Below are 24896 nucleotides of genomic sequence, written 5' to 3'. Positions count from 1 at the left end.
CGGAAGGGAGAATACCGATGCCCCAGTTCGCTTTCGTTGCTTACCCGGGTTTTACCGCTCTGGACATGATTGGCCCGTACGAGGTATTGCGCAATCTCCCCCACGCCGAGGTGCGTTTTGTCTGGCATGATCCCGGACCGATCACCGCCGACTCGGGGGTGCTGGTGCTCGGCGCCACGCATTCGCTGGCTGAAACTCCTGCGCCTGATGTGGTCGTGGTTCCGGGTGGCCCGGCTACTCCCGTGCATGCGCGCGATGAGAAGCTACTCGACTGGCTGCGCCAAGCCCATCGGAGCGCCAGCTGGACTACCTCGGTGTGTTCGGGCTCGGTAATCCTGGCCGCGGCCGGCTTGCTCAAAGACCGGCGCGCGACTTCACACTGGCTGACCATCCCGGCGCTAAAGGCGTTTGGCGCGATTCCGGTCGCTGACAAGCGAATCGTTCAGCAGGACAGCATCATTACTAGTGCAGGCGTGTCCGCGGGACTGGACTTGGGGCTGTGGCTGGCCGGGCAAATCGGTGGCGAGAGCCGGGCGAAAGCGATCCAGCTGGCCCTCGAATACGATCCTCAGCCGCCGTTCGATTCCGGTCACATGTCGAAGGCATCGGCGAGCACGAAGGTTGCCGCGACGGCGCTGTTGTCGAAAGATAGCGCCACGCCGGTTAACTTGAAGGCCGCCACCATGTTGGCGTGGCAGCAGGCGCTGGCGGCGGCTCGGGCGCGACGGCGCAAGTGCCAGCCGGTTGACTCGACGCCGTAGCGGACCCGGCCCGTCTTCGCGCGGTCGCCAATGATCCCGCGACGCCATTTCCACCTTCACACCTCCGGCTGGGGCTAGCTGGGACATGAGCTCGGACCTGATCGCATCCATGTCGGGCGCATCCTGGGGCTGTGTCGCTTATCCGTCCCGAACAGGATGAGTGAACGGATGCGACCGCCACAGTCGCGCCACCAGCAGCACCGCAACCAGCGGGTAGGGCGCGTTGACGGCGACGCTGTGCAACGCGTTTGGTGACTTGTAGTCGAAGCTGGAGTCGGGCCCGCAGGCCAGTGAAAACAGCGGTGCATCACCGAGGAGTAAGACGGCAAGGTACAGCCCGGTTGCCATGACGACCATGCCGGCGCCGAAAATTGCTGGCAGTCGGATCCATTCGCGGCCCCGTACGAATGCGTAGCTGAGCACGAGGTAGAACCCGCCGAACAGCAGCGCCGAAACAAACCCGACGGACAGTTGCACAAAACGAGGATTGGCCATCATCAGCGGATCGGCACCGCCTATCTGAGCGTAGAGGAGCCGTGCTACCGGGTTGTGCGAATGCGGATTCGGGCGGCCAACCATGTTGGCGGTATCGATCACCAACGATGTACATGCGAACGTTGTGAATGCGACGACGAAGAACCAGTCATATCGTCGCTCGCGCAGCGGGATCGACAACGATGGGGCATCGTGTCGACCGGTATGGTCAGGCCCGGCGGGGCTGGTTGTCATGCTCCGAATGGTAGGCGGGTCACCCTTGGGTGTGGATGAATCCACCACGGACAGCGGCCCCGCACCGATGTTGGGGTGCGGCCGTATGGTCTGGTCTATGGGACAGATTGTGTTCGACACCGCGACGACTCTCAACGGCTGGATCGCCGACGAAAACTATTCGCTGGCTTGGCTGTTCGCGGTCGACCAAAGCGGAATGCCCGAAAGCGGACTGGTTCCGACCGAAGCGACAGTCATGGTGGAGGGCTCGATAACCTACCAGTGGGTCATTGAGACGGAGAGCATTCTCGACCACCCCGAGACGTGGCAGCAGTTCTATGGCGACAAACCAACATTCGTCTTCACTACACGTGAGCTGCCCGTCCCCGCCTGGGCAGATGTGCGGTTCGTGTCCGGCTCAGTCCTCGATGTGCTGCCGACGATAGAAGAGGCCGCGGGCGCCGGAGACATCTGGGTGGTCGGTGGCGGAGACCTTGCCGGCCAGTTTCTCGATGCCGGCGCCCTGGATGAGATCAGGTTGTCCGTTGCGCCTGCTGCCTTGACCGGCGGAGCGCCGTTACTCCCGCGATGCATCGGGGCCGATCGGCTCCGCCTGGTTTCCGCCGCTGCTCATGGGCAGTTCGCCCGTCTTGTCTACACCGTCACCTCACCAGAGTGACCCCCTACTGCCATGAAGTTCCCGGGCAGGTCAGTCCCGACGGTCCGACCCCGTAGCTCGCGTGCCGATGATCCGCTGTGCGACCTCGGTGAACGCATCGCGCACCGCGACTGGCTGTTCGATCCAGGGGAAGTGCCCCGCCTCGGCGATGACGCGCCGGATCACGTTGTCTGCCTGGAAGCGTTCGGTTTGCCACAGCGACTGCGTAACGATGCGATCGGCCGCGCCGCTGACGATGAGTGTCGGTAGTCTGGTCGGCCACCAGGCCAATCGGTAGCTGCTATCGAAGTTCGCGTCCGACCATTGCGTCGCACCCGTGTTGTAAGGCAGCCGGGCCAGTATCCGCGCGCCCCTGGCGACGCTATGTTCAACGAAGTTCCAGGGCGCCGACTCGACGGTAACGGCGCGAAGATTCTCCGGTGTTTGATCGGATTGGTAGCGGGCCATCGCCTGCTCGACGCCCGGCAGCCAATTGTTGCGGGTCATCTCCTCGAAGGCCGGCATCCACGAGGCATCAGGAGCGGTGCTGATCAATACCAGCCCCTCGAGCACTGCATCCAGCGCGGGCGTCGACAGTAGGTACTCGCCCCCGGTGGAATGCCCGACAAACACGGGATGCGGGACTTGTCGGGCCGCTTCCGCGACAACCCGCGGCCACAGACGATAGGGATCCTCGGAGGCACCCGGCGCATTGACGTTGGAGCCATCGCCGGGAAGATCGACGAGCCAGCAGGTGCCGGGGACATCGACCGTGTCGACCAGTTCGTGCAGGCTCTCGGAGCCGATTCCCGGGCCACCGGGCAGAAATAGCCAATTGAGGTCACCGGCGCGATCGATCCGGCGAATCAGGCGTACTCCGGATCGGGTCCACTGGACGTGTTGCATGTGCGCGTCGGCCCAGCCGGGTTGTGGCAACCTAGGGCCCGGGCTGCAGGATCTGGTCGGAGGCGAGCTGGCCGCCGGCCAGCAGCCAGGCAGCTATCACCCGTGGCGCATCCCGGTCGGGGTTATAGATGTCTTCCTCGCTGCAGAACAGGCCGTCGCCGGCGTAGACGAGTCGAGTCCAGTTCGGGAACCAGAACGGCTCACCGTTTGGATCGGTCGGGTGGTCAAGGCTGTTCTTGATCATCAGGACAACAGCATCGTTGTCTTCGTCGTAGGCGGTCCAATCCGAGGGAAAGCGCATATGCGGGAAAGGCGCCATGACCGCAACGATCCACTCGCGCACCGCCTCGCGGCCATGGAAGACCCCATAGTGGTGTTCGGTGTAGACGACATCCTCGGTGAACAAATCTGCGAACGGTCGCCAGTCACCGGAGGCTGAGCACCCCTCGACGACGGTGGTGTAGTGCCTGACGGCTTGTTCTATCTCGGCCTTGGTGAACCTGCCCATACCGGACACACTAGAACGTGTTTCGGTTGGAGGTCACCGTCTGAAGGGACTGGCGAATGAGCGTGTTGGATCTGTTCGACTTGAGCGGCAAGCGCGCCCTGATCACCGGGGCGTCCACCGGCATCGGAAAGAAGGTGGCGCTGGCCTATGCCGAGGCCGGGGCCCAAGTCGCCTTTGCGGCAAGGCATTCCGATGCGCTGCAGGTGGTTGCCGACGAGATAGCTGGGGTCGGCGGCAAGGCGCTGCCTATCCGCTGTGATGTCACCCAGCCTGACCAGGTCAGGGGCATGCTCGACCAGATGACCGGCGAGCTGGGTGGGATCGACATCGCCGTCTGCAACGCCGGCATCGTCTCGGTCCAGGCGATGCTGGACATGCCACTCGAAGAGTTCCAACGCATTCAGGATACGAACGTGACTGGTGTCTTTCTCACCGCACAAGCGGCGGCCCGGGCGATGGTCGATCAGGGCATTGGCGGAACGATCATCACGACCGCGTCGATGTCCGGACACATCATCAACATTCCTCAGCAGGTCAGCCACTACTGCACGTCCAAGGCGGCGGTTGTTCATCTGACCAAAGCCATGGCCGTGGAGTTGGCTCCGCACCAGATCCGGGTGAACAGCGTCAGCCCGGGCTACATCCGCACCGAGCTCGTTGAGCCATTGGCGGACTACCACGCCCTATGGGAGCCAAAGATTCCGCTGGGACGAATGGGCCGGCCCGAAGAACTCACCGGCCTCTACCTCTACCTAGCCAGTGCGGCTTCCAGCTATATGACCGGCTCGGACATCGTGATCGACGGCGGGTACACCTGCCCCTGACCCCGAATCCGGATGCCGCCGGATGCCGCTCGGCTCGCTTTGCAATGAACCACGCATTCAACGAACCACGCACGGGCGCCCGAAAAAGGTTCGTACTCCGGGAGAGAACAGGGCACGCAGGTGTTTGCCGGCCGGCCGCACCCCGCTGGCCGCGGTGAGCTCATCGTCGAGTTCGAGGATCTCGGCCGAGTGCAACGGCCACGATCCGTGCTCGTTGGGCATCCACCACGTCCGTCCCCCATGGCGGGTGTGCGCTCCCCAGCGCGCGGTGAGCCAAGTCTCCAGCGGAGTCGGTTCAACCGCGTCGCCCACGCGGATCGTCAGCAGGCTGCGCAGGCCGCGGTGGGGCCAGCGCCGCACGCTTGCATAGCTCAGGCGCTGGCCCGACCATGTCATCTGCATTTTCGCCCAGGTGTAAGGAATGCCCATCCCAATCCGGGTGACGGGCACAACGGCCAGCCGGGCTGTTTCCAAGGAACGGAACAACACGCCGTGGCGCCCGGAGTCATCGATCGAGTAGAGCCGGATGTTGGTCTCCAGAAACCTGCCGAAATATGGGAGCGGGAGCGCGGTGCCGATCTTGGTGCTGGTCATCGCGAACGGAACAAAGCCCAGATATGTCAGACCGTCGGCGAAGATGTCGGGACGAGTGCCGGGCGGGTACATGTGCGCGACGCTGTCCGGCAGCACGGGCCAGTGGACGAAGGTCAGGTCACTCCAGCGCTGGTCGAAGGTGACGGGGCGCGGCAATGGCGGTGGCGTCACCGGGTATCCGGCAAGGGGGTCGCAGTGGCTGGAATCCGATTCTGGGGGGCCCGGTACGACAGTCATTTCACCATCGTGGCAGGGTCGGTCCCATCCAGCGACCCCGAACCCGCAACGCAGCGATCAACGTTGCAGCGCAGGGTATTACGAGCATCAATCCGTCTAGGATCCACCCAGGATCCATTGTTGTGCTTGTTCGACTTGGCCGGCGGGAAAGTGGCGCACCTCAGCCGACACGAAATGTGATGTCAGATGCTCGGCGACATCCCCGAGGTGGGAGTCGGTAACGACGGCGATTTTCTTCACGTGCTTCTGATGGTCCCGAATGAAGCGGAAGTGATTGACCATCGCTCCGAAACTGTCCCAGCCGGGGAAGGACGGGGCGTTGAGAATCAGCCCGGCAAGATCGCCGGTCGCTTCGATGTGAGGATCCACCACTTCAGCGAGCTTGACGAAATCTTCCTTGTCCAGCGCCGTTTCGGGCCGTACGTGGAGAATGGAATGTTCGGTGTCCAAAGAGAAATCGATCATGAGGGCTCCTAGGCTCCTAGGCGACAGTCGGCCGCGAACTGTCATGCCGCCATGATCGGCTACCCCGGTGCTGGCTGGTTAGAGGCCAAAGTCACCGGATTGGGCGAAGCCGGGATCAAGCTTGCAGATGGGGCTTCGGAGTGATCTTGAGGGCGTAGGCAGGCCAGACGTCCAATCGGTCGGGGAACGTCACGTTGATCCGGTCGTCGGCACATTCATGTTCGAGGGTGCCACCGCCGAGTAGCTCGACCTTGGTATCCGAAGTGCCGGTGAGTCCACGCAACCCGACCCGGCGTTCGCCGGGGGCCTGCAGGAACGTCACATAGACGGCGTCCTCTTTTTGGGTAAAGCGCAGCGGGGTTCCATCTGTAGCGGTGGCTTGCGCGGTTGCCCACGGGCGGGTGTTGAAGTAGGCGTCGCCGGTCACGTCGAGCCACGCGCCGAAATCGGCGAGCAGCTTGGCCTGCAACTCGGGGATGGTGCCGTCCGGGTAGGGCCCGATACCCAGGAGCAGGTTTCCGTTCTTGCTCACCAGGTCGGCGAAGCCGCGGGCGAGGTCGGTGAGGGTCAACATCTGGTCGGGACCCTCTTGGCGGTTGTTTCCGAACGAGTTGCCCACACCGCGGGTCGATTCCCACTTGTACGGTTTGATCTCGTCGTACTGGGCGTACTCCGGGGTGCGGAAGTCGTAGTGGAAGCTGGTCGGGAAGTCCAAGACCCGAACCCGGTCGGGCAGGAACCGCCACAATGCGTTGGCCAGACCGAGCCCGCCCATGACCAGTGGCTCCATTCCGGGGACCCTGGGGAGCTGCAACTGCGCCCACCGGTCGTTGATGACACCGTCGGGCACCTGGTTGTAGTAATGCGCGAACAACTCGGCCAGGTTCGACTTGGGCGGGTAGCCGATGTCGTTCCACAGCACAGACGGCTGGTACCGGTTGATGAGCTCGCGGATGTGATTGTCGGCGTACTGCGCATACTCGTCGGTCTGTACGAGCGAGGATGCCATCCCCGGTAGGTCGGTGATGACGGTCGGGTTGAACGTCCAGTCGTAGCCACCCGAGTAATAAAGGCCCATCTTCATGCCCCGGTCGCGGACCGCGCTGGTCAGGTCTCCGACCAGATCGCGGCCGGCATGCCAGGAGTCCTTGTGCGGGTTGGGATGCCGGCTGGGCCACATGGTGAATCCGTCGTGGTGCTTGGTGGTGAGCACCACGTAGCGGGCGTTGGCCCGGACAAAGAAATCGGCCCAGGAGTCGGGATCGAACTGCTTGACCGCCTTGTTGAACATCGGCTTGAAGTCGTCGTAGGTGAAGTTGGAGCCGTAGGTCTTGAGGTGGTACTGCTGCGACGGGCTGCCGGGGATTCCGATGGTGTTCTGATACCACTCGGCATAGGGGTTGTGCTTGAGCCAGTACGCCGGCCCCCTGGTGGCCATCAACTCTTGGGTGTCGGCCTCGAGTGGGGCCCACCCCGGCACCGAATAAAGACCCCAGTGGATGAAGATGCCAAACTTCGCGTTCTCAAACCAGTCGGGCACACGATGGGTGGCGACCGAGTCTTTGGTCGGCTGGTATTCGGGCACTCCCGCACCCTACTAGCACTATCGGCATCGTGCCTGGTCCCATCGTGGTTGTCGGCGGTAACCCCGCGCTGCGGCGCCGGCCATCAACAACCCCGATGGGTGGAAACTCGGACGGCCGGAATATACCCCTATGGGTATTTGTTGAACGGGCTGAGATACGCGAAAGGATCATCACGATGACCATCCCCGACACCCCGGCCCCAGCCGCAGTCATGCCACGAATCGGCGATCCGGCTCCGGAGTTCACCGCTGTCACCACACAGGGGCCCATCAATTTTCCGGCCGACTATGCGGGCAAGTGGGTCATCTTCTTCTCTCATCCGGCCGACTTCACCCCCGTATGCACAAGCGAGTTCATCACGTTCGCGTCGATGCAGCAGCAGTTCGCGGCCTACAACACCGAGTTGGTCGGACTGTCCGTGGACGGGCTTTATAGCCACATCGCATGGCTGCGAACGATCAAGGACAAGATCAGTTTTCGCGACATGCACGATGTGCAGGTCAACTTCCCGCTCATTGAGGACGTCTCGATGGAGATCGCCGGCAAGTACGGGATGATCATGCCTGGTGAGGACTCGACCAAGGCCGTACGAGCGGTGTTTGTCATCGATCCCACCGGCACGATCCGGGCCATCATCTACTACCCGCTCAGCCTCGGCCGCAATTTCGACGAGCTCCTTCGTGTGATCAAGGCCCTGCAGACTGCCGATCACTACGACGTCGCGACACCGGCGGACTGGCGCCCGGGTGACCCGGTGATCGTGCCCCCCGCGGGCTCGTGCGGCACGGCGAAAGAGCGCATGGAGGGTCAGGTCGACGGCGTTGAATGCGAAGACTGGTTCTTCTGCACCAAGGAACTCAGTGCTGAGACCGTCGAGTCGGCGATCACAGCCGGTGCCCAACCGTGACGGGCACCGGCATCGGTTCCGAAAAAGCCGCGGGCCAGATGGGTGAGACGACCATGGACGAGTCGGCGAAATGCCGAGAGCCAGCCGGCCCGCGCCGGGACGGGAGCGCTGCGGCCCCCGCGAACGCAACGAACACGCCCCCCGCGCCGAGTCGGCCAACATGCCGGGAAGTACCCGACGATGACCCCTATGACTTGGGGTGTCAACCCGGTGCCGAGCTGGGTCCTGCGCCGTCCGGCGCCGACTGAGCGCCAATCGGCCCTAACTCGGCCTTGGCGGCCGTTCCTCATTCGGCGACGGGCGCGGGCTGCGGCTAGCGGGATCCCCCCGGATCCCATAGCTCCCAATGGATTTGCGTCAAAAGGGAGCAGAGGGCTACCGGCAGATGCGCCGCGGGGCTCAGCGGCCGGCGTCGGCCAGACCTAGCCGCGTTCCCGCAGAGTCACCGCGGCGTTCTTGGCGTCTGTTGCCAAGGTCTCGGTGTCGGCGGTGCGCAACTCGCCGTCTTCGACGACGGTGTTTCCGCCCACCAGGAGTAGCCGCAACGGCGCAGGCGGACCATAGATCAGCGCCCATACCGGGTCTTCGACATCGGAATGGCCGAGCCCGTCCAGCTGCCAGAGTGCGATGTCGGCCAGCTTGCCGACCTCGAGGGACCCGAGGTCCTGGTCGCGGCCCAGGCACCGGGCGCCACCAACGGTCGCCATCCACAAGGCCTCGCGCGCGTCGAGCGCCTGCGGGCCCAGCCGGAATCTGGCCGCCAGCGCGGCCTGGCGCATTTCGTTCGCCAGCCCACGGTGTTCGGCGCCGGCGCCGTCCACGCCCAATCCGACCGCGACATCGGCGGCCAGCAGTTCGGGGATCGGGGCGATCCCCGCGCCAAAGCGGCCATTGGAGGTCGGGCAGTGGGCTACCCCGGTTCTGGTAGCGGCGAGCTTGGCGATGTCGCCCTCGGACAGGTGCACGCAGTGCGCCATCCAGACGTCACTTCCCAGCCAGCCCAGCGATTCCACGTAATCAACTGGCCGGGAACCGAATTGGGCGAGACAAAACTCGTCTTCTTCGACGGTCTCCGAAAGATGAGTGTGCAGCCGCACCCCAAGGTCGCGGGCCAGCAGCGCGGACTGCTTCATCAATTCACCGGTGACCGAAAACGGTGAGCAGGGAGCAAGGGAGATCTGCACCATCGAGCCCTTCGTGGGGTCGTGGTGCTCGCGTACGGCGTCTTGGCAGGTGGTCAGGATCGTGTCGATGTCTTCGACGGTGTGCTCCGGCGGGAGTCCCCCCGATGCGACGCCGAGGTCCATCGAGCCGCGGGTCGGATGAAAGCGGACGCCGATGCGCTTTGCTGCGGCGATCTCCGCGCCCAGCATGTCTCCCCCGGCATGCGGGAAGACATAGTGATGATCCATGGTCGTGGTGCAACCGGTCAGGGCGAGCCTGGCCAGCCCCGCGCTGGCGGCAGCGAACTCCAGCTCAGCGTCCAGGCGTCCCCACACCGGATACATCTCGGTCAGCCACTGAAACAAGGTCCCCTTCTGGGTGTAACCACGGGTGATCCACTGATAGAGGTGCTCGTGGGTGTTGACCAATCCGGGAGTTGCCAGGCAACCGCGGCCATCGATGACAGTTGCGCCGGGGACCTCGGGCGCGGGTCCATCACCAACCGCGACGATCAGATCGTCCTCGACGATGATGTGGCCTTCGGAGAACTCGGCGGCCTTGGGGTCAACGGTTGCTATGGATACGCGGTCGATCACGAGTTTGGGCACGCGACACTCTAACATCAGCGTGAGCAGAATGGTTGACATGGGAGGGGTCTACGTAAAGTTGACACGACCAGCTCGAACATGCTCCAGCGGTGCACAATTGGTTCGGCAGTACCAATTTGGATTCCAAATTCGGATTGTTTTCCGGTCGGCGTGGCGCCATCGCGTTAGGGTTGAGCCGAAGTTCACCGGCCTGAACCGATTGTTGTTGGTGGGAACAGTTGTTGACGGGAACAAACGATGACACCTGAGCAGTCCATGGCCACGGCGATTCGGCTGGGCGGTGTATCGGTTGGCGCCGGCCGGGCAGGCGGGCGCAACCACGAGTTGCGATATTCCGACTCAACCCCAGGCGATGTCCGGGGCCGTAGCGCGAACGAAGGCAGCTGTTGATGGGGCGGAAGGCGCCCGGCGGCGACCGGTCCGGGTCCTACCGTGCGGTCGAGCCACGCGACAACGCGGTGACCGTGATCATCGGTCAGGCAATACATTCCGGTCGCGAAGACGACTACGTGGCTTGGCAGCAGAAGCTTCACAAGGGGCTCTCGCACTATCCGGGCTACCTCGGCTCCGAGCTGCGGCCACCCGGCGGGGCGCAGTCCGAGTGGATTGCCGTCTATCGCTTCGACTCGGCTCCAAACGCAAAAAGTTGGTTGGACAGTTCCAGCCGCCAGCTCATGGTCAGTGAGGCGGCGGGGATTTTTGCCGGACCGGCCAGTTGTCAGGTGATCGCACGAAGTACCGAGGCTGATGACGCGCTGATGACCGTCGTAGTGTCGCACCGGGTTCCCGAAGAACGGGTGGATGAGTTCCTGGCTTGGCAGAAGGAGATCGTGGCAGCCGAAAGCAAGTTCGCGGGCTTTCGCGGTGCCGAGATGTTCCGCCCGGTCGCTGGCATCCAAGACGAGTGGACAATCTGCTATCGATTCGACACCGCCGAGCATCTGGACGCCTGGCTGACTTCGGAGGCGCGCAAGCAACTCATGCACCACCCGCACTTCCGGGACTACAAGATGCGCAAGATCGATCAGTCATTCGGCAGCTGGTTCGTCCTCGGTGACGAGACAGCCCCGCCACCTTCGGATTTCAAGACTTCGGTGGCGGTGTGGTTAGGGCTCTACCCCACCGTGGTGTTGTTGACGATGCTGCTCAGTCCGCTGCGCATGCCACTGTGGTTGGGGATGTTGGTGGGCAACCTGTTGTCCAGCTTTGTGATGAGCTACATCACCATGCCCTACTACAGCATGCCGATCATCGGGTGGTGGCTCAGGCCGAAGGCCAGCGCTCGTCAGCCGCGTACCAACGTCGGCGGAATGCTGTTGGTAGTGCTGGTCAACGGGGCCTGGGCCGTGGTGTTCTACCTGGTTACGGTCCGGCTTTGGCACCCATAGGCTCGCTATTGCTTTAGCCGGCAACGCATTCAGGTCTCACCGATCTCCCGGTCGTGGCAAGCTGGCGCGGTGACGATGGTCGAAGCGGCGAAGATCGCCTTTCAGTTGAGCCTGTTCGTGGTGATCCTCGGCTACGGGCTGACAGCACACTTTTCCGACGTGCTCTATGTGCTGAGACGCCCGGGTCTGCTGGCCCGTTCGGTGTTGGCCGTGCTGATCGTTGCACCCGTGCTAGCAATACTGCTCGTTCGCTTGCTGGAGCTGCGTCCACAAATCGCGATTGCGCTTGTCACACTGTCGTTGTCACCGCTGCCCCCGTTGTTGCCGCGTCGCGGAGAAAAAGCGGGCGGGCACGTTCAGTACGCCCTGGGCCTGGTCATCATCCTCGCCGTCCTCGTCGTTCCCGTGCTAACCATGGCCGCGATGTTGCTCGATGACATCTTCGGGCGCCAACTCGTCTCCAGACCCGGGGCCATCGGAGAGCTGATGGCCATATCTGTGCTGGCCCCGCTAGGCGCCGGGATGGCGATCAGAGCGCGCTGGCCGGATGCGGCAACCCGCATCGCGCTGCCCATCCAGCGCGCGCAGAAGTGGGTGCTGCCGATCGCAATGATTGCGCTGCTGATCTCAGCTGCGCCCGAGATGTGGAAGCTCATCGGTGAATCGACCTTGGTGGCCATGTTGGCATTCATTGCTGGCACCTTCGCCATTGGTCATCTCTTGGGCGGCCCCGACCGGGAATCGTCGACGGTGTTGGCGTTCGCCAGCAGCTGCCGCCATCCCGCGACCGCGTTGGCGATCGCGTCGGCCAATTTTCCCAACGCTGACGAGCACGCCGCCGTGGCGCTCTACGGTTTGCTCACCGCGGCGTTGGGGATGCTCTATACGTTGTGGACGCGCCGACGCGCGGTCACCTCACCATCGTGACTGGCCGTCCGTTGGCGCATCGCTGGGCTGCGGGACCTAGATCACCCCGAGGCCGTGCAGGGCCTTGAATCCGAACCAGATCCCAAACCCCAATCCCACCACGATCATGATCGGTCTGTCGTTGTCCTGCAGCCAGCGCTGGATCCGGTCCAGCAGGGCGCGCGACTGATCAGGGAACAGTGCGGCCATGGCTACCACGAGCAGATTTGTACTCAGGGCAAGCAACACGAAAAGCACGTAGGAAGCCATGTTGCCGACTCGTGGCAGGCCCGCGTTGCCGATCACGCTGATCGCCGCCAGCGTGAAGACCCACGATTTCACCGATACGGTCACCAGGCCCGCGCCGATGAGGAACGCCCTGGTGGGTGTCGCCGACATCAGCATCGCCATCCACTTGGGCGGTGGCGCCTCCGGGTCGTTATCGCCGAAGAACTCTCGGGCCGCGGTGACCAGAAATATCAGCGCCACGATCAGAAGGACGGTCGACACAATCCAGTGGTGCGCGTGGTTGGGTGCAGAGCGGCGAGCTCCCCAGTGCAGGATGGTGCCGAAGACCAGGCCCTGCAGCAGACGTGTGCAGCCATGGCCGGCGATCCAAGCGCCGGCGGTTCGAGTACGCGCGGGCGTGCCCAGCAGCATGATGGTTATGGCAAGTTCGATCGGTTCCAGCAGACTGCCAAGAATCAACGGCAGCAGGCTGCTCCACATGGCGGACACCGGGTGAGAATAACCAGCCGGCGCGCCGATGGGGCCAAACCTGGCGCCGGTGTCCAGGTTCGGTTGTGAAACTTGAGCCACTAACGATGCGAGCGCTTCAGGCAGCACGGCAACGCGGTGGGTGGGTTGCCGTGATCACCGACGGGTGCGGTGTAGGTCACCGACCAGCGCGATCTATTGGGAGCCCAGTGCCGCGCGCATCTCGATGTCGGAAAGGGCGGCGGCAAGGTCGGCCGGACGCGGGCTCACACTGGCATCTATCCGGTGGATACGGCCGGTGAACGGGAAACTGTGCTCGTAGGGCGCGACGGGTGAGCCGGTGTCGAGTCCAACATCGAGGGTTTCTCCGCTCATTGAAAATCGGAACGGAACCGTCTGCTCAACGCGCCCGCTGGCCACCGTGGTGCCGTCGACGACCAAGGTGACCAACGCGCCCTTCCCCAGTCCCCCGCCGTCGTAGTCGAACGAAAGCGCCAGGGTTATCTGGCCCTCGGGAAGCGGATCGGTGGCGGCGACCGTGGTGAGTTCGTGGCCCAAGTAGTTGTAGGCGAACGTGGGGATGCCGTCTTGCAGATACAGGCTCCACCCGCCCATTGACCCACCGATGCAGATGACCACCCCCTGGGCGCCGCCGCGTGGGATCTGCAGCTGCGCCCGCAGTTCGAATGAAGTGCTGGTGTAGGGCAGCGTCGAGGTCTCGGGGATCCGCACATGGCTGGGGTAATAAGTAGCCGAGGTGCGGCCGGCGAGCAGGTTCGGCCGGTTAGCGGGCAGCGCGCGGGCCAGCGTCGCGTCGCTGAGCGGGTAGACGTCGTACTTGCGGGCTTCGGTGTCGAACACGGCCCGCAGCTCGGCGAGCTTGTCCGGGTATTGCTCGGCGAGATCTACCCCCTGGCTGAAGTCGTCGGCGAGGTGGTAGAGCTCCCAGCGCTCGGAGTCGCCGAAGGGGTTGGTTCGCTGGGTGCGGACCCACGGCAGCCGGCCGTGGAAACAGGACGCGATCCAACCTTCGTGATAGATGGCGCGATTGCCGAAGATCTCGAAATACTGGGTCCGGCGTCGGCTGTGGGCATCGGCCTCGTCGAAGGAGTAGCGCATGCTCACACCTTCGATCGGCTTCTGCTCGATACCGTTGACGCGCTCGGGCATCTCGATTCCGGCGGCCTCCAAGATCGTCGGAACGACGTCGATGACGTGGTGAAACTGGCTGCGCTGCTCCCCCGCGCAGGTAATCCCGCGGGGCCAGGAGACGGCCATCCCGTTGCGAGTTCCGCCGAAATGGGATGCCACCTGTTTCATCCACTGAAACGGTGAGTCCAGCGCCCAGGCCCAGCCGACGTTGTAGTGGTTCTCGCAGCGCACCGTGCCGAAATCGGCCAAGTGGGCCAGCAGCCATTCGGGGTCCTCGGGCAACCCGTTTTGAAACGAAGGAGAGCTCCAGGCGCCGTGCACCGTTCCTTCGGCCGAGGCGCCGTTGTCGCCGCAGATGTAGATGAACAAGGTGTTTTCCCACTGCCCCAGGTCGTCGATCGCATCGACGATACGGCCTATCTGGGCATCGGTATGGGCCAGAAAACCGGCATAAACCTCCATCAGGCGACGCGCCACCGGCTTGTACCGATCGTCGTAGTCCGCCCAGGCCGGAATTTGTTCGGGTCGTGGTGTTAGTTGGGTCCCGGGGGGAATGATTCCCCTCTCGAGCTGGCGGGCATACGTCTGCTCGCGCAGCGCGTCCCAGCCCTCGTCGAACTGTCCGGCGAACCGGTCCGACCATTCTGGCCAGACGTGGTGGGGACTGTGCGTTGCGCCGGGTGCCAAGTAGAGCAGGAACGGCTTGTCCGGCGCGGATGTCTGTTGCCGCTGAATCCACTCGATCGCCTTGTCGGCAAGATCCTCGGTGAGGTGGTAGTCGTCGCGCCCGACGTATGGTTCAACCGGCGTGGTTTGGTCAAATAACGCGGGCTCGTACTGTGACGTGTCGCCGCCCAGGAAACCGTAGAAGCGTTCGAATCCCAGCCCGGTGGGCCACCGGTCGAAGGGGCCCGCCGGGCCAATCTCCCAGGTGGGAGTGAAATGCGCTTTGCCGAACAGTGCGGTGTTGTAGCCGTTCATGCGCAGGACCTGTGCGATGGTGGCGGTGCTCTGCGGCAGCACACTGTCGTAGCCGGGGAACCCGTAGGCGATCTCGCAGATCGTCCCCATATGCGCGCTGTGGTGATTGCGGCCGGTCAGCAACGCGGCGCGGGTGGGCGAGCAAAGTGCGGTGGTGTGGAATTGGTTGTAGCGCAAGCCGGCTTGGGCGATGCGGTCCAGGGTTGGGGTAGGCACTGGTCCGCCGAAGGTCGAAGGGGCGCCGAACCCAACGTCGTCGAGCAACACCACAACGACGTTGGGAGCCCCGTCGGGTGGATAGTCGATCGACGGGGTGACCGGGGTGGAGTCGGCCACCACCGGGTTGATAACTCCGCCGAACGGTTGCTCGTTGCGCGGCAAGTCGACCATTCGTGCTCCTGATTCCTGTGCCCGGATTGTTGTCTGCCAGAGGTCTTCTCGACGGCCACATTACAGATTCTTCGGCGTCTGTCCGCCGTACCGGCAAGGTACTTGGGCCAGGTGGGCAGTGGTGTTTGCTGCCAAATTGCGGGTAGCAATACGCCATTTAAGACCTAGAGTTAGTCATGCCGGGAGGTTTGAACGGCGTGATCGCTCCAAAAAAATAGTGGAGGAGGACCAATGAAGCTCACCACGATGATAAAGACGGCGGTGGCCGTCGTGGCAATTGCGACCATCGCGACCATCACTGCACCAATCGTATTCGCCGCATATCCGATCACCGGCAAATTCGGCAGTGAGTTGAAGATGACCGACTCCGTTGGTCAAGTTGTGCTCGGCTGGACAGTCAGCGATCTCAAATCCAGCTCGGACGTGATCCCCGGCTACCCGGTAGCCGGCCAGGTCTGGGAAGCCACTGCCACCGTTAATGCAATCAGCGGCCCGGTCACTCCGGCGATTTCTCAGTTCAACGCTCGCACCGCGGACGGGGTCAACTACCGAGTCCTGTGGCAAGCGTCGGGCCCGAACACCATTAGCGGGGCCACCATCCCACAGGGTGCATCATCGACCGGGAAGATCTACTTCGATGTCACCGGTCCGGCTCCGACCATTGTTGCGATGAACAATGGAATGGAAGATCTCATGATTTGGGGTCCCTAGAACGGTTGCTGATTGACCGGCACGGTGCGGGCCTGCCCGCTCGCACCACGGCCTTATCGTGGTTGCCGTGGGTCCTTCACGGAAGCGAGGCAGGCTCGCGGCCGGTGCGGCATTGGTCGCGGTGACGGCACTTTTCGGAGCCGGCTACCCGCTGTGCGGGCGGCCATCGGCAGAGGTCGGATGCGCCGGCGGCAGGCCTGTCACCAGGCCCGTTGATGGAGGCGAGCGGGTGATCGTGGACTACTTCAACGCGGTCAACGACCGCGACTACGGCGCGGCTTGGGGGTACCTGGGCCGGCCGATGCGTGCGATCTATGGCGCAACATCGCCGGATCACGACCGAGACGGGCTGGCGCAGTTCTCATTACGCATGGACCAACGTGTGAGGTGCGTGCGGGTCACCGAGATCGTCAACGTCGGAAGCGCCGACCCGCAGATCTCTGCCTCGATGGGTATCCAGTGGTATCGGGTGACACTTGATGCCGAATACGTCGCCGCGGCCGGCGCATTGCCGGCGTTCTACAAGGCCAGCGCCGATCCGCACGCCGGGGCGCCACCGCCGCTGATCATGGGGCAGGCGACGAGCCTGTGAAAGCGCACGACCGCATGCCGGTGCGAAGTTCAGCACCGTCGGCTCGACCAGCCGGGGCCGCCTTGGGTGCGGTAATGCCACCATGGCCGTATGCGAATCAGCGGTACCGGCGTCGGGAGATGGGCAGCAATTCTGTTGTTGGCGAGCACGGCGGGGTGTGGCGATGGGCCGGGCGTTACCACCGCAGAGAGCTCTCCGGCGCCAACCGGCACCACGATTTCTACGTCCACACTGCCGACTCCCAGTAATAATCTGCAGCTGGCGAACGCGGCCGACTACTTCTTGGACACCGGCAGCGCTCGCGCGGGCTACTACTTCGAATCGCCCAGCGGTCGCTGGCGTTGCGCGATCCTGCCCCATGTCCAGGCCGGTTGTCAGTCTGCCAGTGGTTCGGCGATCGGGATCCACGGTGCGCCAGACACGGTGACCAACTCCGATGGGACTACCGACGCGCCGAATGCGATCGTGGTCGAGGAGACCGGTGAGGCGCACTTCGCCGTGCTGAGCAAGGCACAATCCTTTGCGGCCGTTGAGCCGGCGAAGGTTCTGCCCTTCAACGAAGTCCTCGATGCGGCCGGTTTCCGGTGCAACTTTCAGGAATCCGTCGGTGTCTCCTGTGCAAGTGAAACGAGCGCACAAGGCTTCACGTTTTCCAGCGACGGCTACACCCTGCAGTACACGGACATTCGGCCGTGATATCGCTGCTGGTGCGAGATGCGTTGCGGCTCCCGGAATATTCGGTTGCCCCGGCACACGTCGGTGGCAACAATCGCTGAATGGTCGACCCACCGCTATCGGATGGCACGGTCACGCTCTCGCCGTTTCGTCCCGATGAGGTGAGTGCGCACGTCGCCGGCCAAGACGAGCTGACAGCGCGCTGGCTCAGCGGCGGGGTGGTGACCCAGCACAGCGCGGCGGCGTACTTCGAACACTGCCGTGACCAATGGGCTACCGGCGGATCACTGCGGGCCTTCGCGATCCGAGTGGGGCCGCAGCAGGTTCCGGCGGGGACGGTCGACCTGCGATTTGCCGGTGAGGGACTGGCCTTCGGCGAGGTCAACGTCGCCTACGGCCTCTACCCGGCCTGGCGCGGGCGCGGCCTGGCCACCCGCGCGGTCGACCTGGTGTGCCGCTATGCGGCAGAGCTGGATGCCACCGTTGCGGTGGTCAAGGTGGAGCCGGAGAACTCGGCTTCGGCGCGGGTCGCGCTGCGGGCTGGCTTTGGCCGCACCAGCCGGATCCGCGAGCCGGACGGAAACGTCTTCGATCGCTACGAGCGCACCCTCAGCAGGGGGGTTTGGGTCAGGATCGCCGGCGAGGCCGATATCGACGCGGTGTTCGAGATCCGCACCAGTGTCACCGAGAACCATCTGTCGCTCGAGCAACTCGCCGAACTCGGCATCACCAAAGAATCGGTGCGAGAGGCCATGCGCGCCTCGCCGTGCCTGTGGGTCGCAGATGTCGACGGGGTCACCGCGGGTTTCACGATGGCCGATGCGACCGCCGGCAGCGTGTTCGCCTGCTTTGTTCGACCGCAGTTTCAGGGTCGCGGTGTGGGAAGCGCGTTGATGCGGCGCGTGGAAGCAACACTGTTTGAACGGCACACGGAGATCTGGCTGACTACCGACGGCTTGAGTCGTGCCGCCGGCTTCTACCGCAAACTGGGCTGGAGCGCGGCCGGGGATCTACCCGACGGCAGTATCAGGTTCGAGAAGCGGCTGAGAGCTCCCGCCGCCAAGATGCACGCCGACGAGGTGGACATCGACGCATCGCTGGTCCGGCGGCTGGTGTCCACCCAATTCCCGCACTGGGCGGACCTGCCACTGACACCGATCGACTCGGCCGGCACAGACAACGCCATGTACCGGCTCGGAACCGACATGGCGGTTCGGCTTCCGCGGATCCACTGGGCGGTGGCGAGCCTGCGAACCGAGCAGCGCTGGCTCGGTCGAATCGCCCCGCAGCTGCCCGTCGCCAGCCCGGCCCCAGTGGGGCTGGGTGCCGCGGCGCAGGGGTTCGCTTGGCCGTGGTCGATCTGCCGTTGGGTCACCGGTGAGAATCCGAAGGTCGGCCAGCTTGTCGATCCTATCGGACTTGCTCGGGACCTGGCCGACTTCATCGGCGCCCTGCGCCGCATCGACCCCGCAGGCGGGCCGGACGCGGTGCGGGGAAAGCCCTTGGCCGAGCAGGATGACCAGGTCCGCGGCGCGTTGGCGATGCTGGACGGACGCCTCGACGTCCAGGCCGTTACCGTCGCGTGGGAACGAGCGCTGCGCATCCCCGGGTACGCGGGGCCGCCGACGTGGTTCCACGGCGACCTGTCCCCGTTCAACATCCTGACCGTCGACGGCCGGTTGGCGGGGGTGATCGATTTCGGCTTGATGGGCGTGGGCGACCCCAGTGTCGACCTCATCCCCGCGTGGAATCTGCTGTCCGCGCCGGCGCGCGAGCAGTTCCGCACCATGCTGCGGGTAGACGCCGAAACCTGGGCACGCGGTTGCGGTCGGGCTTTGTCGATCGCCCTCGTTGCCCTTCCCTACTACCAGACCACCAACCCTCAGCTGGCCGGCAGTGCCCGCCATGTCATCAGCGAAATCCTCGCCGATCAGCGGCGCAGCGGCTCGCTTGGCTCGTGGTGAGTGCTAGTGCACTCCCAATACCCCGCCGAGGTATTGGCCGCGGCATGCCCGCCGAGCCAACTTGCCGCTGGTCGTGCGCGGAATGGCGCCGGCGGGAAGGAAACGCACTTCGGCCACCGCCAATCCATGGCGGTTTGCCACCGCGGCGCGGATGGCTTGGATCGCGGGCTGTGGATCGTCGCGGCTGGTTCCGGCCGCCCGTTCGGCGATGACGACCAGCTGTGGGCTGGTGTTGTGGCTATCCGAGTCTTGGGCCGTAGGCAATTCGTTGGCGGGTGCCGCGAACGCTGTCACATATCCCCGCCGGACCATGGGTGAGGCCTCGGCAACGGTGGCCTCGATGTCCTGGGGATAGTGGTTGTGTCCATCGATGACGATCAGATCGGCGATTCGGCCGGTGACATACAGTTCGCCGTCGAGGTAGACGCCCAGGTCACCGGTTCTTAGCCAGGCGCCGTCGACCGCGGCGCCGGCGGCGTGGCTAGCTTCGTCGAGCTGCGAATGCAGCTTGGCGCCAAACACCCGCTCGGTGTCTTCGGGCCGTCCCCAGTAACCGCGACCGACGTTGTTGCCTTGCAGCCAGATTTCGCCGACTTCGCCGTCACGCAATTCGGTGCCGGTATCGGGATCGACGATCACGGCCCACAAGCTGCGGGCGACGCGGCCGCAGGACACCTGAAGCACCGCGTTGGGTGCGTCGGCGGCCACGCGTACGGCGTGACCGGCGCCCAGCTGTTCGCGGTCGAGGTAGACGACCGTGGGCTCAGCGGCATGGTCGATGGTTGCCACCAGCAGCGTCGCCTCTGCGATCCCGTAGGAGGGTTTGAACGCTGTGCGCGGTAGCCCGTAGGGCGCGAACGCCTTGTTGAACGTCGTGACGGCATCGATGCTGACCGGCTCCGAACCGATGATCAGTACGACATTGCTCAGATCGACGTCGTCGCCGGGTGTGAGTAGACCACGCTGGGCCGCCCATTCGTAGGCGAAGTTTGGCGCTGCGGTGACCACGCGTCCGGTGCGCGATCCAGCCGACAAGGCATGGATCCATCGTTGCGGTCTGCGGACAAACGCAGTCGGCGACATGAGTGTGGAGTGCCCGCCGTACACCGCGGGAAAGCCAATCATGGACAAACCCATGTCGTGGTACAGCGGCAACCAGCTGACGCCATGCGTGTTGCGGTTCAACAGGTCGATGGACAGGATCATCTGCACCAGGTTGGTGCCCACGGCACGGTGGGTGATCTCCACACCGACCGGTGGACGTGTCGATCCGGACGTGTACTGCAGGTGCGAAACGGCATCGATGTCGAGCTCGACCGGAACGAAAGACTCCCCCGCCGAATCCGGCACATCATCGATGGTGATGATGTGCGGCCTGCGTAGGTGGGAAAGGTTCGCCAGAAACTCCTCGATGGCAGGCTTTGCCGCGCCGGTGGTGAGCACGACCGTAGGTTCCGAGTCGCGCAGCGCGGTATCGAGACGTTCAGCGTGGCCGGGGAGTTCGGGTGCGAACAGCGGTACCGCGATCGTGCCCGCCTTGATCGCCGCATAGAACCCGGCGACGTAGTCAATGCCCTGCGGCGCGAGAATCGCAACCCGATCACCGTCGCCGGCGAACTTCTGCACATGGGCACCGATGGCCTGCAACCGGACGCCGAATTCTGACCAGGTGACCTCCAGGGCGTGCCCCTGCGCCGTCCGATTGTGGTCCAGGTAGCGATACGCCACCGAGTCGCCGACATTGGCAATGTTGCGTTCAATGAGAGAGATCAGCGTGGTGCCCGGCGGCAGCTCGATGTTGCCGCCGGCATCCAGGCAGTCCTCGATCTCTAGCAGGCCTTTTGGAGCCGCGGAGTCCTGCCGGGAACCGTCATTCATAACCGCAGTCTAAGCAACCGCGCAGGTCTGGCACCGCAAGCACCTTGTGGCCTCGGCCACCCCGGCGACGCACCGATCACCCCTTGGCTGGCCTATCGGTCCACTAAAGTCCGTGCCTAGCGGGCCCGTCGATCGGCTCGAGGCAGGGGTATCCGTGGACTCAGGCGACTGCAACCCCGCGGCCACGACTCGCGATGCGGCATTCGCGCGCGTGCTCGCCTACCGAGACCGAGCGCGGGCCAAGCCGATGGTGCTTCGCGTACTGCTCGCCGTCTTCGGTGCGGCGCTGCTGATCGCATCCGTACCTCTCATGGTGCTGCTGCCGGAGCTGGGCATTCCTGCGGTCCTGGTCGCGTTCCGTGTCCTGGCGATCGAGTCCGATTGGGCCGCGCGCGCGTATGGCTGGACCGATTGGCGGTTCGCCCAGCTGCGTGACTGGTTCCATCGGCAGTCCGCGATTGTGCGCGCGGCGATTCTGACCGCGCTGTTGTTGGTGGCAGCCGCCCTGGTGTGGGTATTGATTGTTGAGTTCTAGCGTCGGGCGATGGTGTTTGGCGCGGGGTTCAATCTCGCCCGCAGCGCCACCATACGCCGCGTCCGCTGCTGCATCCTCGTTCTTCTTGTGCGGTCAGGGAAGTCCAACTGTGTTGTGGCTCAGTGGGGTTGGTTTGTGTGTCGACCTTGGCGGAGTTGGTCGCGGTTGGACTGGCCGTGACGCCGGGGGTGGGTGGGAGCCATGCGGTTGCCGCCACCAGCGCTGGTGCGGCAAGTAGCACGCGCGGCCAGTTGGGCCTGCGGGCCCGGCTGGGCTCAGCAGCAACTGGAGATGGCAAAGCTGGCGCCGACATGGTCTGGCCCAGTTTAGCTGGTGGGAGCGGATTCGGGCGGTGCGTGTTGGGCCTGTGTAGGTAGCTGTGCACGCGCGCGGCGCGGCGAAGTCACCCAGACTTGCCGCGAGACGCAAGCCTGGAATCTAGACTGAGGTCTTCAAAAGCACCCGCCTTACCAGGCGGATCCACGGTTTCACTCCCGCGCGTGGTTGTGCCGGGTGGCAGGTGCGGAAGGGTGCTCGGTATGACCAGTAGCACCGAATGCCATAGATGAAGTAGAAGCCAAGTGGGGGTTTGAGTGGAAACCGAGCGTCTGCTGCGCGCCGCAGCCGACCATCTCAGCAGGCGGCCCAACGCCACCCTGGATGAAATCGGCGCTGCCGCGGGGGTCAGCCACTCAACGCTGTACCGCCACTTCGACGGACGCACCGCATTGCTCGAGGCGCTGGATCACGCGGCCATCGAGCAGATGCGTGATGCGCTGAAAACCTCTCACTGGCAAGAATATTCACCTACCGATGCGCTGCGGATACTGGTTGCCGCGTGCGAGCCGGTCGCGGGCTACCTGACGCTGCGCTACGTGCAAGGTCAAAGCTTTGAGACCCGGAAGTCGGTTGCCGAGTGGCGTGAAATCAACTCCGAGATCGAGGAGATTTTCCTGCGCCGCCAACGCGCCGGAGAATTCCGCACCGACGTGACCGCGGGCTGGCTCACCGAAGCGTTTTTCAGCCTCGTCTCGGGCGCAGGGTGGTCCGTTCAGCATGGGCGGGGAACAAAGCAGAAATCATGTGGGTGAATTCGCGACGAGCGACCCTTGACGGAGTCAGAGCGCCGACACAGGGGAATCTGCCGCCACCGCTTGTCGGGTTTGTCGGCCGTGAGGCCGAACTGGCCGAACTCAACGAGTTGATCTTGAATTCGCGACTGGTGACGTTGACCGGGATCGGTGGAATCGGTAAGTCAACCTTGTCGGTGTGGGCAAGCCTGCGAGGAATGGTTTGGTGAACATCAACTCGACTGGCTTCACCGCCTGCGGCGGGAGATGCCCAACCTGCAAGAAGCGCTGCAGGTTGCGCTGACCGTTGCACCCGCCGATGCCGTGGAAATGGCCACCAACCTACGCGCTCCCTGGACCGCTATCGGGATGCTGCAGCAAGGGCGCCGATGGATCGAAAAGGCCCTTGACGCCGCCCCCGCCGAACCCACCGCGGCGCGACTGCGCGCGATCATCAACGTGGCCATGTTGGCTTTTTTACAGGTCGATATGCCCACCATGGCCGCTCGACAAGCAGAAGCCGGTGAACTGCTCACCACCGTGACCGACCCCTACGCGCTCGCTCACTTGAACACCAATACGGCGGCCGTCGCCATGTTGCGCGGCGAGCTAGACGTGGCGCGGTCCTTGGCCGAGCAGTCGCTGGCTAGCGCCGATGAATTCCGGGTGCAAATCTATGCCCGCCTGGTGATGATATGGACGTCGGCTGCCGCCAATGACGCCCACACCGCGGTGGCCCACGCCGAGCAGGGCCTCGTCCTGTCCGAAGCCCACGGCCAGGACATCGTCTTGCGGACCTACCTCTTGGAAGGTCTCGCGGCCAGTCGCCTGGCGCTGGGGCAACTGGACCTGGCCGAGCACGCGGTTCGCGAAGGCCTGCAACTGTCGCGGACGATCAACGACACCATCACCTGCGCGACATTTCTGGAGACGAGTTCCTGGATTGCCGCGGCCGGAAATGATCCGCGGCGCGCCGCGATTTTGATGGCCGCCGCAGCCGCCGTCAGCCGCGCTGCCGGCGCCGGCGGCGCCGTCTCGGCACACGTGGGGCCATTCCACGAACAATGCGAACGCCAAGTCCGCAAGCAACTTTCCGAAGCCGACTACCGCACCGCCACCAACCAGGGCAGACGCCTGTCCCTGGACGAGGCGGCCGCCCTCGTTCTGGGTATGGAGGTGCTGCCCGATCGAGGGTATGGAGGGTGAGAGGTCGGGCGGTGTAACTGGCCGGGTGCACAGCAACACGAATCAGCCATCGCCTAGCAAGTCCGCCGGGGCCAGGTGCCAACCCCAGTGACCGCGGCCGATCGACCCGTGCAAGAGCACGGTTGCATCGGCTTGCGCCGAATCTATAGATGGGACACCGTTTCCCATTTATAGATTGCATCTTGTTCTGCAGATATATATTTGTCAGTCATGTCAGTAGACCGTGATCGGATACTCCGGGAGGCGGCAGAATGCCTCGGCAAGCGGCCGACCGCAACCCAGGACGAGATTGCTGCTGCGGTCGGCGTAAGTCGAGCGACCCTGCACCGGCATTTTGCCAAGCGAGGCGCCCTCCTCGAGGCGCTAGATCGATTGGCGATCTCCCAGTTGGGCGAAGCGATGACGATCTCGCGATGTCAGGAGGGAACCGCCGCAGAAGCGCTACAGCGGTTAGTGGCGGCCTGCCGCCCAGTATCCGGTTATCTCAGGTTGCTCTACATCCGGGCCCAAGATTTTGAATCAGACCAATTGACCGAGGGCTGGGCTGAGATCGACGCTCAGCTCAGGCAGCTATTCCTGCGGGGTCAGCGTAGCGGCGAATTCCGACGTGACCTGCCCACCCTTTGGCTGAACCAAGCGTTCTTCAGCCTGGTAGCCGGTGCGGGGCGGTCGGCGAATACTGGGCGGATCGCCCGCAGCGACTTCACCGGTATGGTCACCGAGCTACTGCTGCGCGGGGCAAGGAGTTCATGAGATGCGTTCTGGGGTGCTGCGCCCGTCCACCCACAGAATCCACTCGGCGCCG

25 protein-coding genes are annotated in these 24896 nt (G+C 64.0%); 15 read left to right on the top strand and 10 right to left on the bottom strand.

The features are described from left to right. Positions 1-17: 17 nt before the first annotated feature. Positions 18-761 carry a DJ-1/PfpI family protein gene (locus tag CCUG20998_RS13895; RefSeq protein WP_020729099.1) on the top strand — a complete coding sequence of 248 codons (744 nt, stop codon included), beginning with the start codon at positions 18-20 and terminating at the stop codon, positions 759-761. Between the two features lie 138 nt (positions 762-899). On the opposite strand, the gene CCUG20998_RS13890 is transcribed toward CCUG20998_RS13895, so the two are convergent. Beyond that, positions 900-1490, bottom strand: a complete 591-nt coding sequence (locus CCUG20998_RS13890; RefSeq protein ID WP_020729098.1) for a DUF2781 domain-containing protein — start codon at positions 1488-1490, stop codon at positions 900-902. 97 nt (positions 1491-1587) lie between these two features. On the opposite strand from CCUG20998_RS13890, the gene CCUG20998_RS13885 reads away from it, so the two are divergent. Next, positions 1588-2148: a dihydrofolate reductase family protein gene (locus CCUG20998_RS13885; RefSeq protein WP_050674542.1), complete on the top strand. Its 561-nt coding sequence runs from the start codon at positions 1588-1590 to the stop codon at positions 2146-2148. A 30-nt stretch (positions 2149-2178) separates the two neighbouring features. Here the strand turns inward: CCUG20998_RS13885 and CCUG20998_RS13880 are convergent, their stop codons facing one another. Together CCUG20998_RS13880 and CCUG20998_RS13875 are read right to left on the bottom strand one after the other, a co-directional pair. Continuing rightward, positions 2179-3033, bottom strand: coding sequence for an alpha/beta fold hydrolase (locus CCUG20998_RS13880; RefSeq protein WP_020729096.1), 855 nt, complete (start codon positions 3031-3033; stop codon positions 2179-2181). A gap of 31 nt (positions 3034-3064) precedes the next feature. Further along, complete coding sequence (locus CCUG20998_RS13875; protein WP_036449942.1) at positions 3065-3541, bottom strand: nuclear transport factor 2 family protein; 477 nt, start codon at positions 3539-3541, stop codon at positions 3065-3067. Between the two features lie 56 nt (positions 3542-3597). Between CCUG20998_RS13875 and CCUG20998_RS13870 the strand changes: the two genes are divergently transcribed. Further along, a complete protein-coding gene (locus CCUG20998_RS13870) occupies positions 3598-4365 on the top strand; it encodes an SDR family oxidoreductase (RefSeq protein ID WP_020729095.1) in 768 nt (255 codons plus the stop codon). A 57-nt stretch (positions 4366-4422) separates the two neighbouring features. On the opposite strand, the gene CCUG20998_RS13865 is transcribed toward CCUG20998_RS13870, so the two are convergent. From CCUG20998_RS13865 to CCUG20998_RS13855, 3 genes are all read right to left on the bottom strand, one after another. Continuing rightward, the gene (locus CCUG20998_RS13865; RefSeq protein ID WP_012394550.1) at positions 4423-5196 is read right to left on the bottom strand and encodes a YqjF family protein; all 774 of its coding nucleotides are present in this window, start codon (positions 5194-5196) and stop codon (positions 4423-4425) included. 96 nt (positions 5197-5292) lie between these two features. Continuing rightward, positions 5293-5661, bottom strand: coding sequence for a SpoIIAA family protein (locus CCUG20998_RS13860; protein WP_015355594.1), 369 nt, complete (start codon positions 5659-5661; stop codon positions 5293-5295). A gap of 115 nt (positions 5662-5776) precedes the next feature. Then, the gene (locus tag CCUG20998_RS13855) at positions 5777-7246 is read right to left on the bottom strand and encodes an alpha-L-fucosidase (protein ID WP_020729094.1); all 1470 of its coding nucleotides are present in this window, start codon (positions 7244-7246) and stop codon (positions 5777-5779) included. 176 nt (positions 7247-7422) lie between these two features. Between CCUG20998_RS13855 and CCUG20998_RS13850 the strand changes: the two genes are divergently transcribed. Next, positions 7423-8154, top strand: coding sequence for a peroxiredoxin (locus CCUG20998_RS13850; RefSeq protein ID WP_020725361.1), 732 nt, complete (start codon positions 7423-7425; stop codon positions 8152-8154). Positions 8155-8576: 422 nt separating this feature from the next. On the opposite strand, the gene CCUG20998_RS13845 is transcribed toward CCUG20998_RS13850, so the two are convergent. Next, on the bottom strand, positions 8577-9926 hold the full coding sequence (locus CCUG20998_RS13845; protein WP_020729091.1) for an 8-oxoguanine deaminase: 1350 nt from the start codon (positions 9924-9926) through the stop codon (positions 8577-8579). A 389-nt stretch (positions 9927-10315) separates the two neighbouring features. Here CCUG20998_RS13845 and CCUG20998_RS13840 point away from each other — a divergent pair, with 389 nt between their 5' ends. Together CCUG20998_RS13840 and CCUG20998_RS13835 are read left to right on the top strand one after the other, a co-directional pair. Then, entirely contained in the window at positions 10316-11314 is a 999-nt protein-coding gene (locus CCUG20998_RS13840) for an antibiotic biosynthesis monooxygenase (protein ID WP_020729090.1), read from the top strand. A gap of 75 nt (positions 11315-11389) precedes the next feature. Beyond that, entirely contained in the window at positions 11390-12241 is an 852-nt protein-coding gene (locus CCUG20998_RS13835) for a bile acid:sodium symporter family protein (protein ID WP_231389710.1), read from the top strand. Between the two features lie 36 nt (positions 12242-12277). Here the strand turns inward: CCUG20998_RS13835 and CCUG20998_RS13830 are convergent, their stop codons facing one another. Continuing rightward, positions 12278-12949 carry a GAP family protein gene (locus CCUG20998_RS13830; RefSeq protein ID WP_231389709.1) on the bottom strand — a complete coding sequence of 224 codons (672 nt, stop codon included), beginning with the start codon at positions 12947-12949 and terminating at the stop codon, positions 12278-12280. Between the two features lie 183 nt (positions 12950-13132). Further along, the gene (locus CCUG20998_RS13825; RefSeq protein ID WP_020729088.1) at positions 13133-15460 is read right to left on the bottom strand and encodes an arylsulfatase; all 2328 of its coding nucleotides are present in this window, start codon (positions 15458-15460) and stop codon (positions 13133-13135) included. Positions 15461-15691: 231 nt separating this feature from the next. Between CCUG20998_RS13825 and CCUG20998_RS13820 the strand changes: the two genes are divergently transcribed. From CCUG20998_RS13820 to CCUG20998_RS13800, 4 genes are all read left to right on the top strand, one after another. Next, on the top strand, positions 15692-16171 hold the full coding sequence (locus tag CCUG20998_RS13820) for an MPT63 family protein (protein ID WP_020729087.1): 480 nt from the start codon (positions 15692-15694) through the stop codon (positions 16169-16171). Positions 16172-16238: 67 nt separating this feature from the next. Continuing rightward, entirely contained in the window at positions 16239-16763 is a 525-nt protein-coding gene (locus CCUG20998_RS13815; RefSeq protein ID WP_231389680.1) for a hypothetical protein, read from the top strand. Between the two features lie 90 nt (positions 16764-16853). Continuing rightward, positions 16854-17459 (top strand): hypothetical protein, encoded by a 606-nt coding sequence (locus CCUG20998_RS13810; protein ID WP_020729085.1) that lies wholly within the window; start codon positions 16854-16856, stop codon positions 17457-17459. Positions 17460-17539: 80 nt separating this feature from the next. After that, on the top strand, positions 17540-19402 hold the full coding sequence (locus tag CCUG20998_RS13800) for a GNAT family N-acetyltransferase (protein ID WP_020729084.1): 1863 nt from the start codon (positions 17540-17542) through the stop codon (positions 19400-19402). 3 nt (positions 19403-19405) lie between these two features. Here the strand turns inward: CCUG20998_RS13800 and CCUG20998_RS13795 are convergent, their stop codons facing one another. Beyond that, positions 19406-21280 carry a fatty acyl-AMP ligase gene (locus CCUG20998_RS13795; protein ID WP_020729083.1) on the bottom strand — a complete coding sequence of 625 codons (1875 nt, stop codon included), beginning with the start codon at positions 21278-21280 and terminating at the stop codon, positions 19406-19408. A gap of 154 nt (positions 21281-21434) precedes the next feature. On the opposite strand from CCUG20998_RS13795, the gene CCUG20998_RS13790 reads away from it, so the two are divergent. The 5 genes from CCUG20998_RS13790 (at position 21435) to CCUG20998_RS13770 (ending at position 24844) form a co-directional block, all read left to right on the top strand. Further along, positions 21435-21815, top strand: a complete 381-nt coding sequence (locus CCUG20998_RS13790) for a hypothetical protein (RefSeq protein ID WP_020729082.1) — start codon at positions 21435-21437, stop codon at positions 21813-21815. Positions 21816-22408: 593 nt separating this feature from the next. Next, on the top strand, positions 22409-22906 hold the full coding sequence (locus tag CCUG20998_RS28490) for a TetR/AcrR family transcriptional regulator (RefSeq protein WP_036455682.1): 498 nt from the start codon (positions 22409-22411) through the stop codon (positions 22904-22906). Continuing rightward, entirely contained in the window at positions 22897-23115 is a 219-nt protein-coding gene (locus CCUG20998_RS28485) for an ATP-binding protein (RefSeq protein WP_036455681.1), read from the top strand. Before CCUG20998_RS28490 ends, CCUG20998_RS28485 begins: the two co-directional genes overlap by 10 nt. A gap of 37 nt (positions 23116-23152) precedes the next feature. Further along, positions 23153-24091, top strand: coding sequence for a hypothetical protein (locus CCUG20998_RS28480; protein ID WP_020729079.1), 939 nt, complete (start codon positions 23153-23155; stop codon positions 24089-24091). Between the two features lie 210 nt (positions 24092-24301). After that, positions 24302-24844, top strand: coding sequence for a TetR/AcrR family transcriptional regulator (locus tag CCUG20998_RS13770; RefSeq protein ID WP_012394533.1), 543 nt, complete (start codon positions 24302-24304; stop codon positions 24842-24844). Positions 24845-24896: the final 52 nt, after the last annotated feature.

The organism is Mycobacterium marinum, from assembly GCF_003391395.1.
Lineage (GTDB): Bacteria > Actinomycetota > Actinomycetes > Mycobacteriales > Mycobacteriaceae > Mycobacterium > Mycobacterium marinum.
The sequence above is the reverse complement of the archived record's forward strand: the minus strand, read 5'-3'. Positions and strand labels throughout refer to the sequence as shown.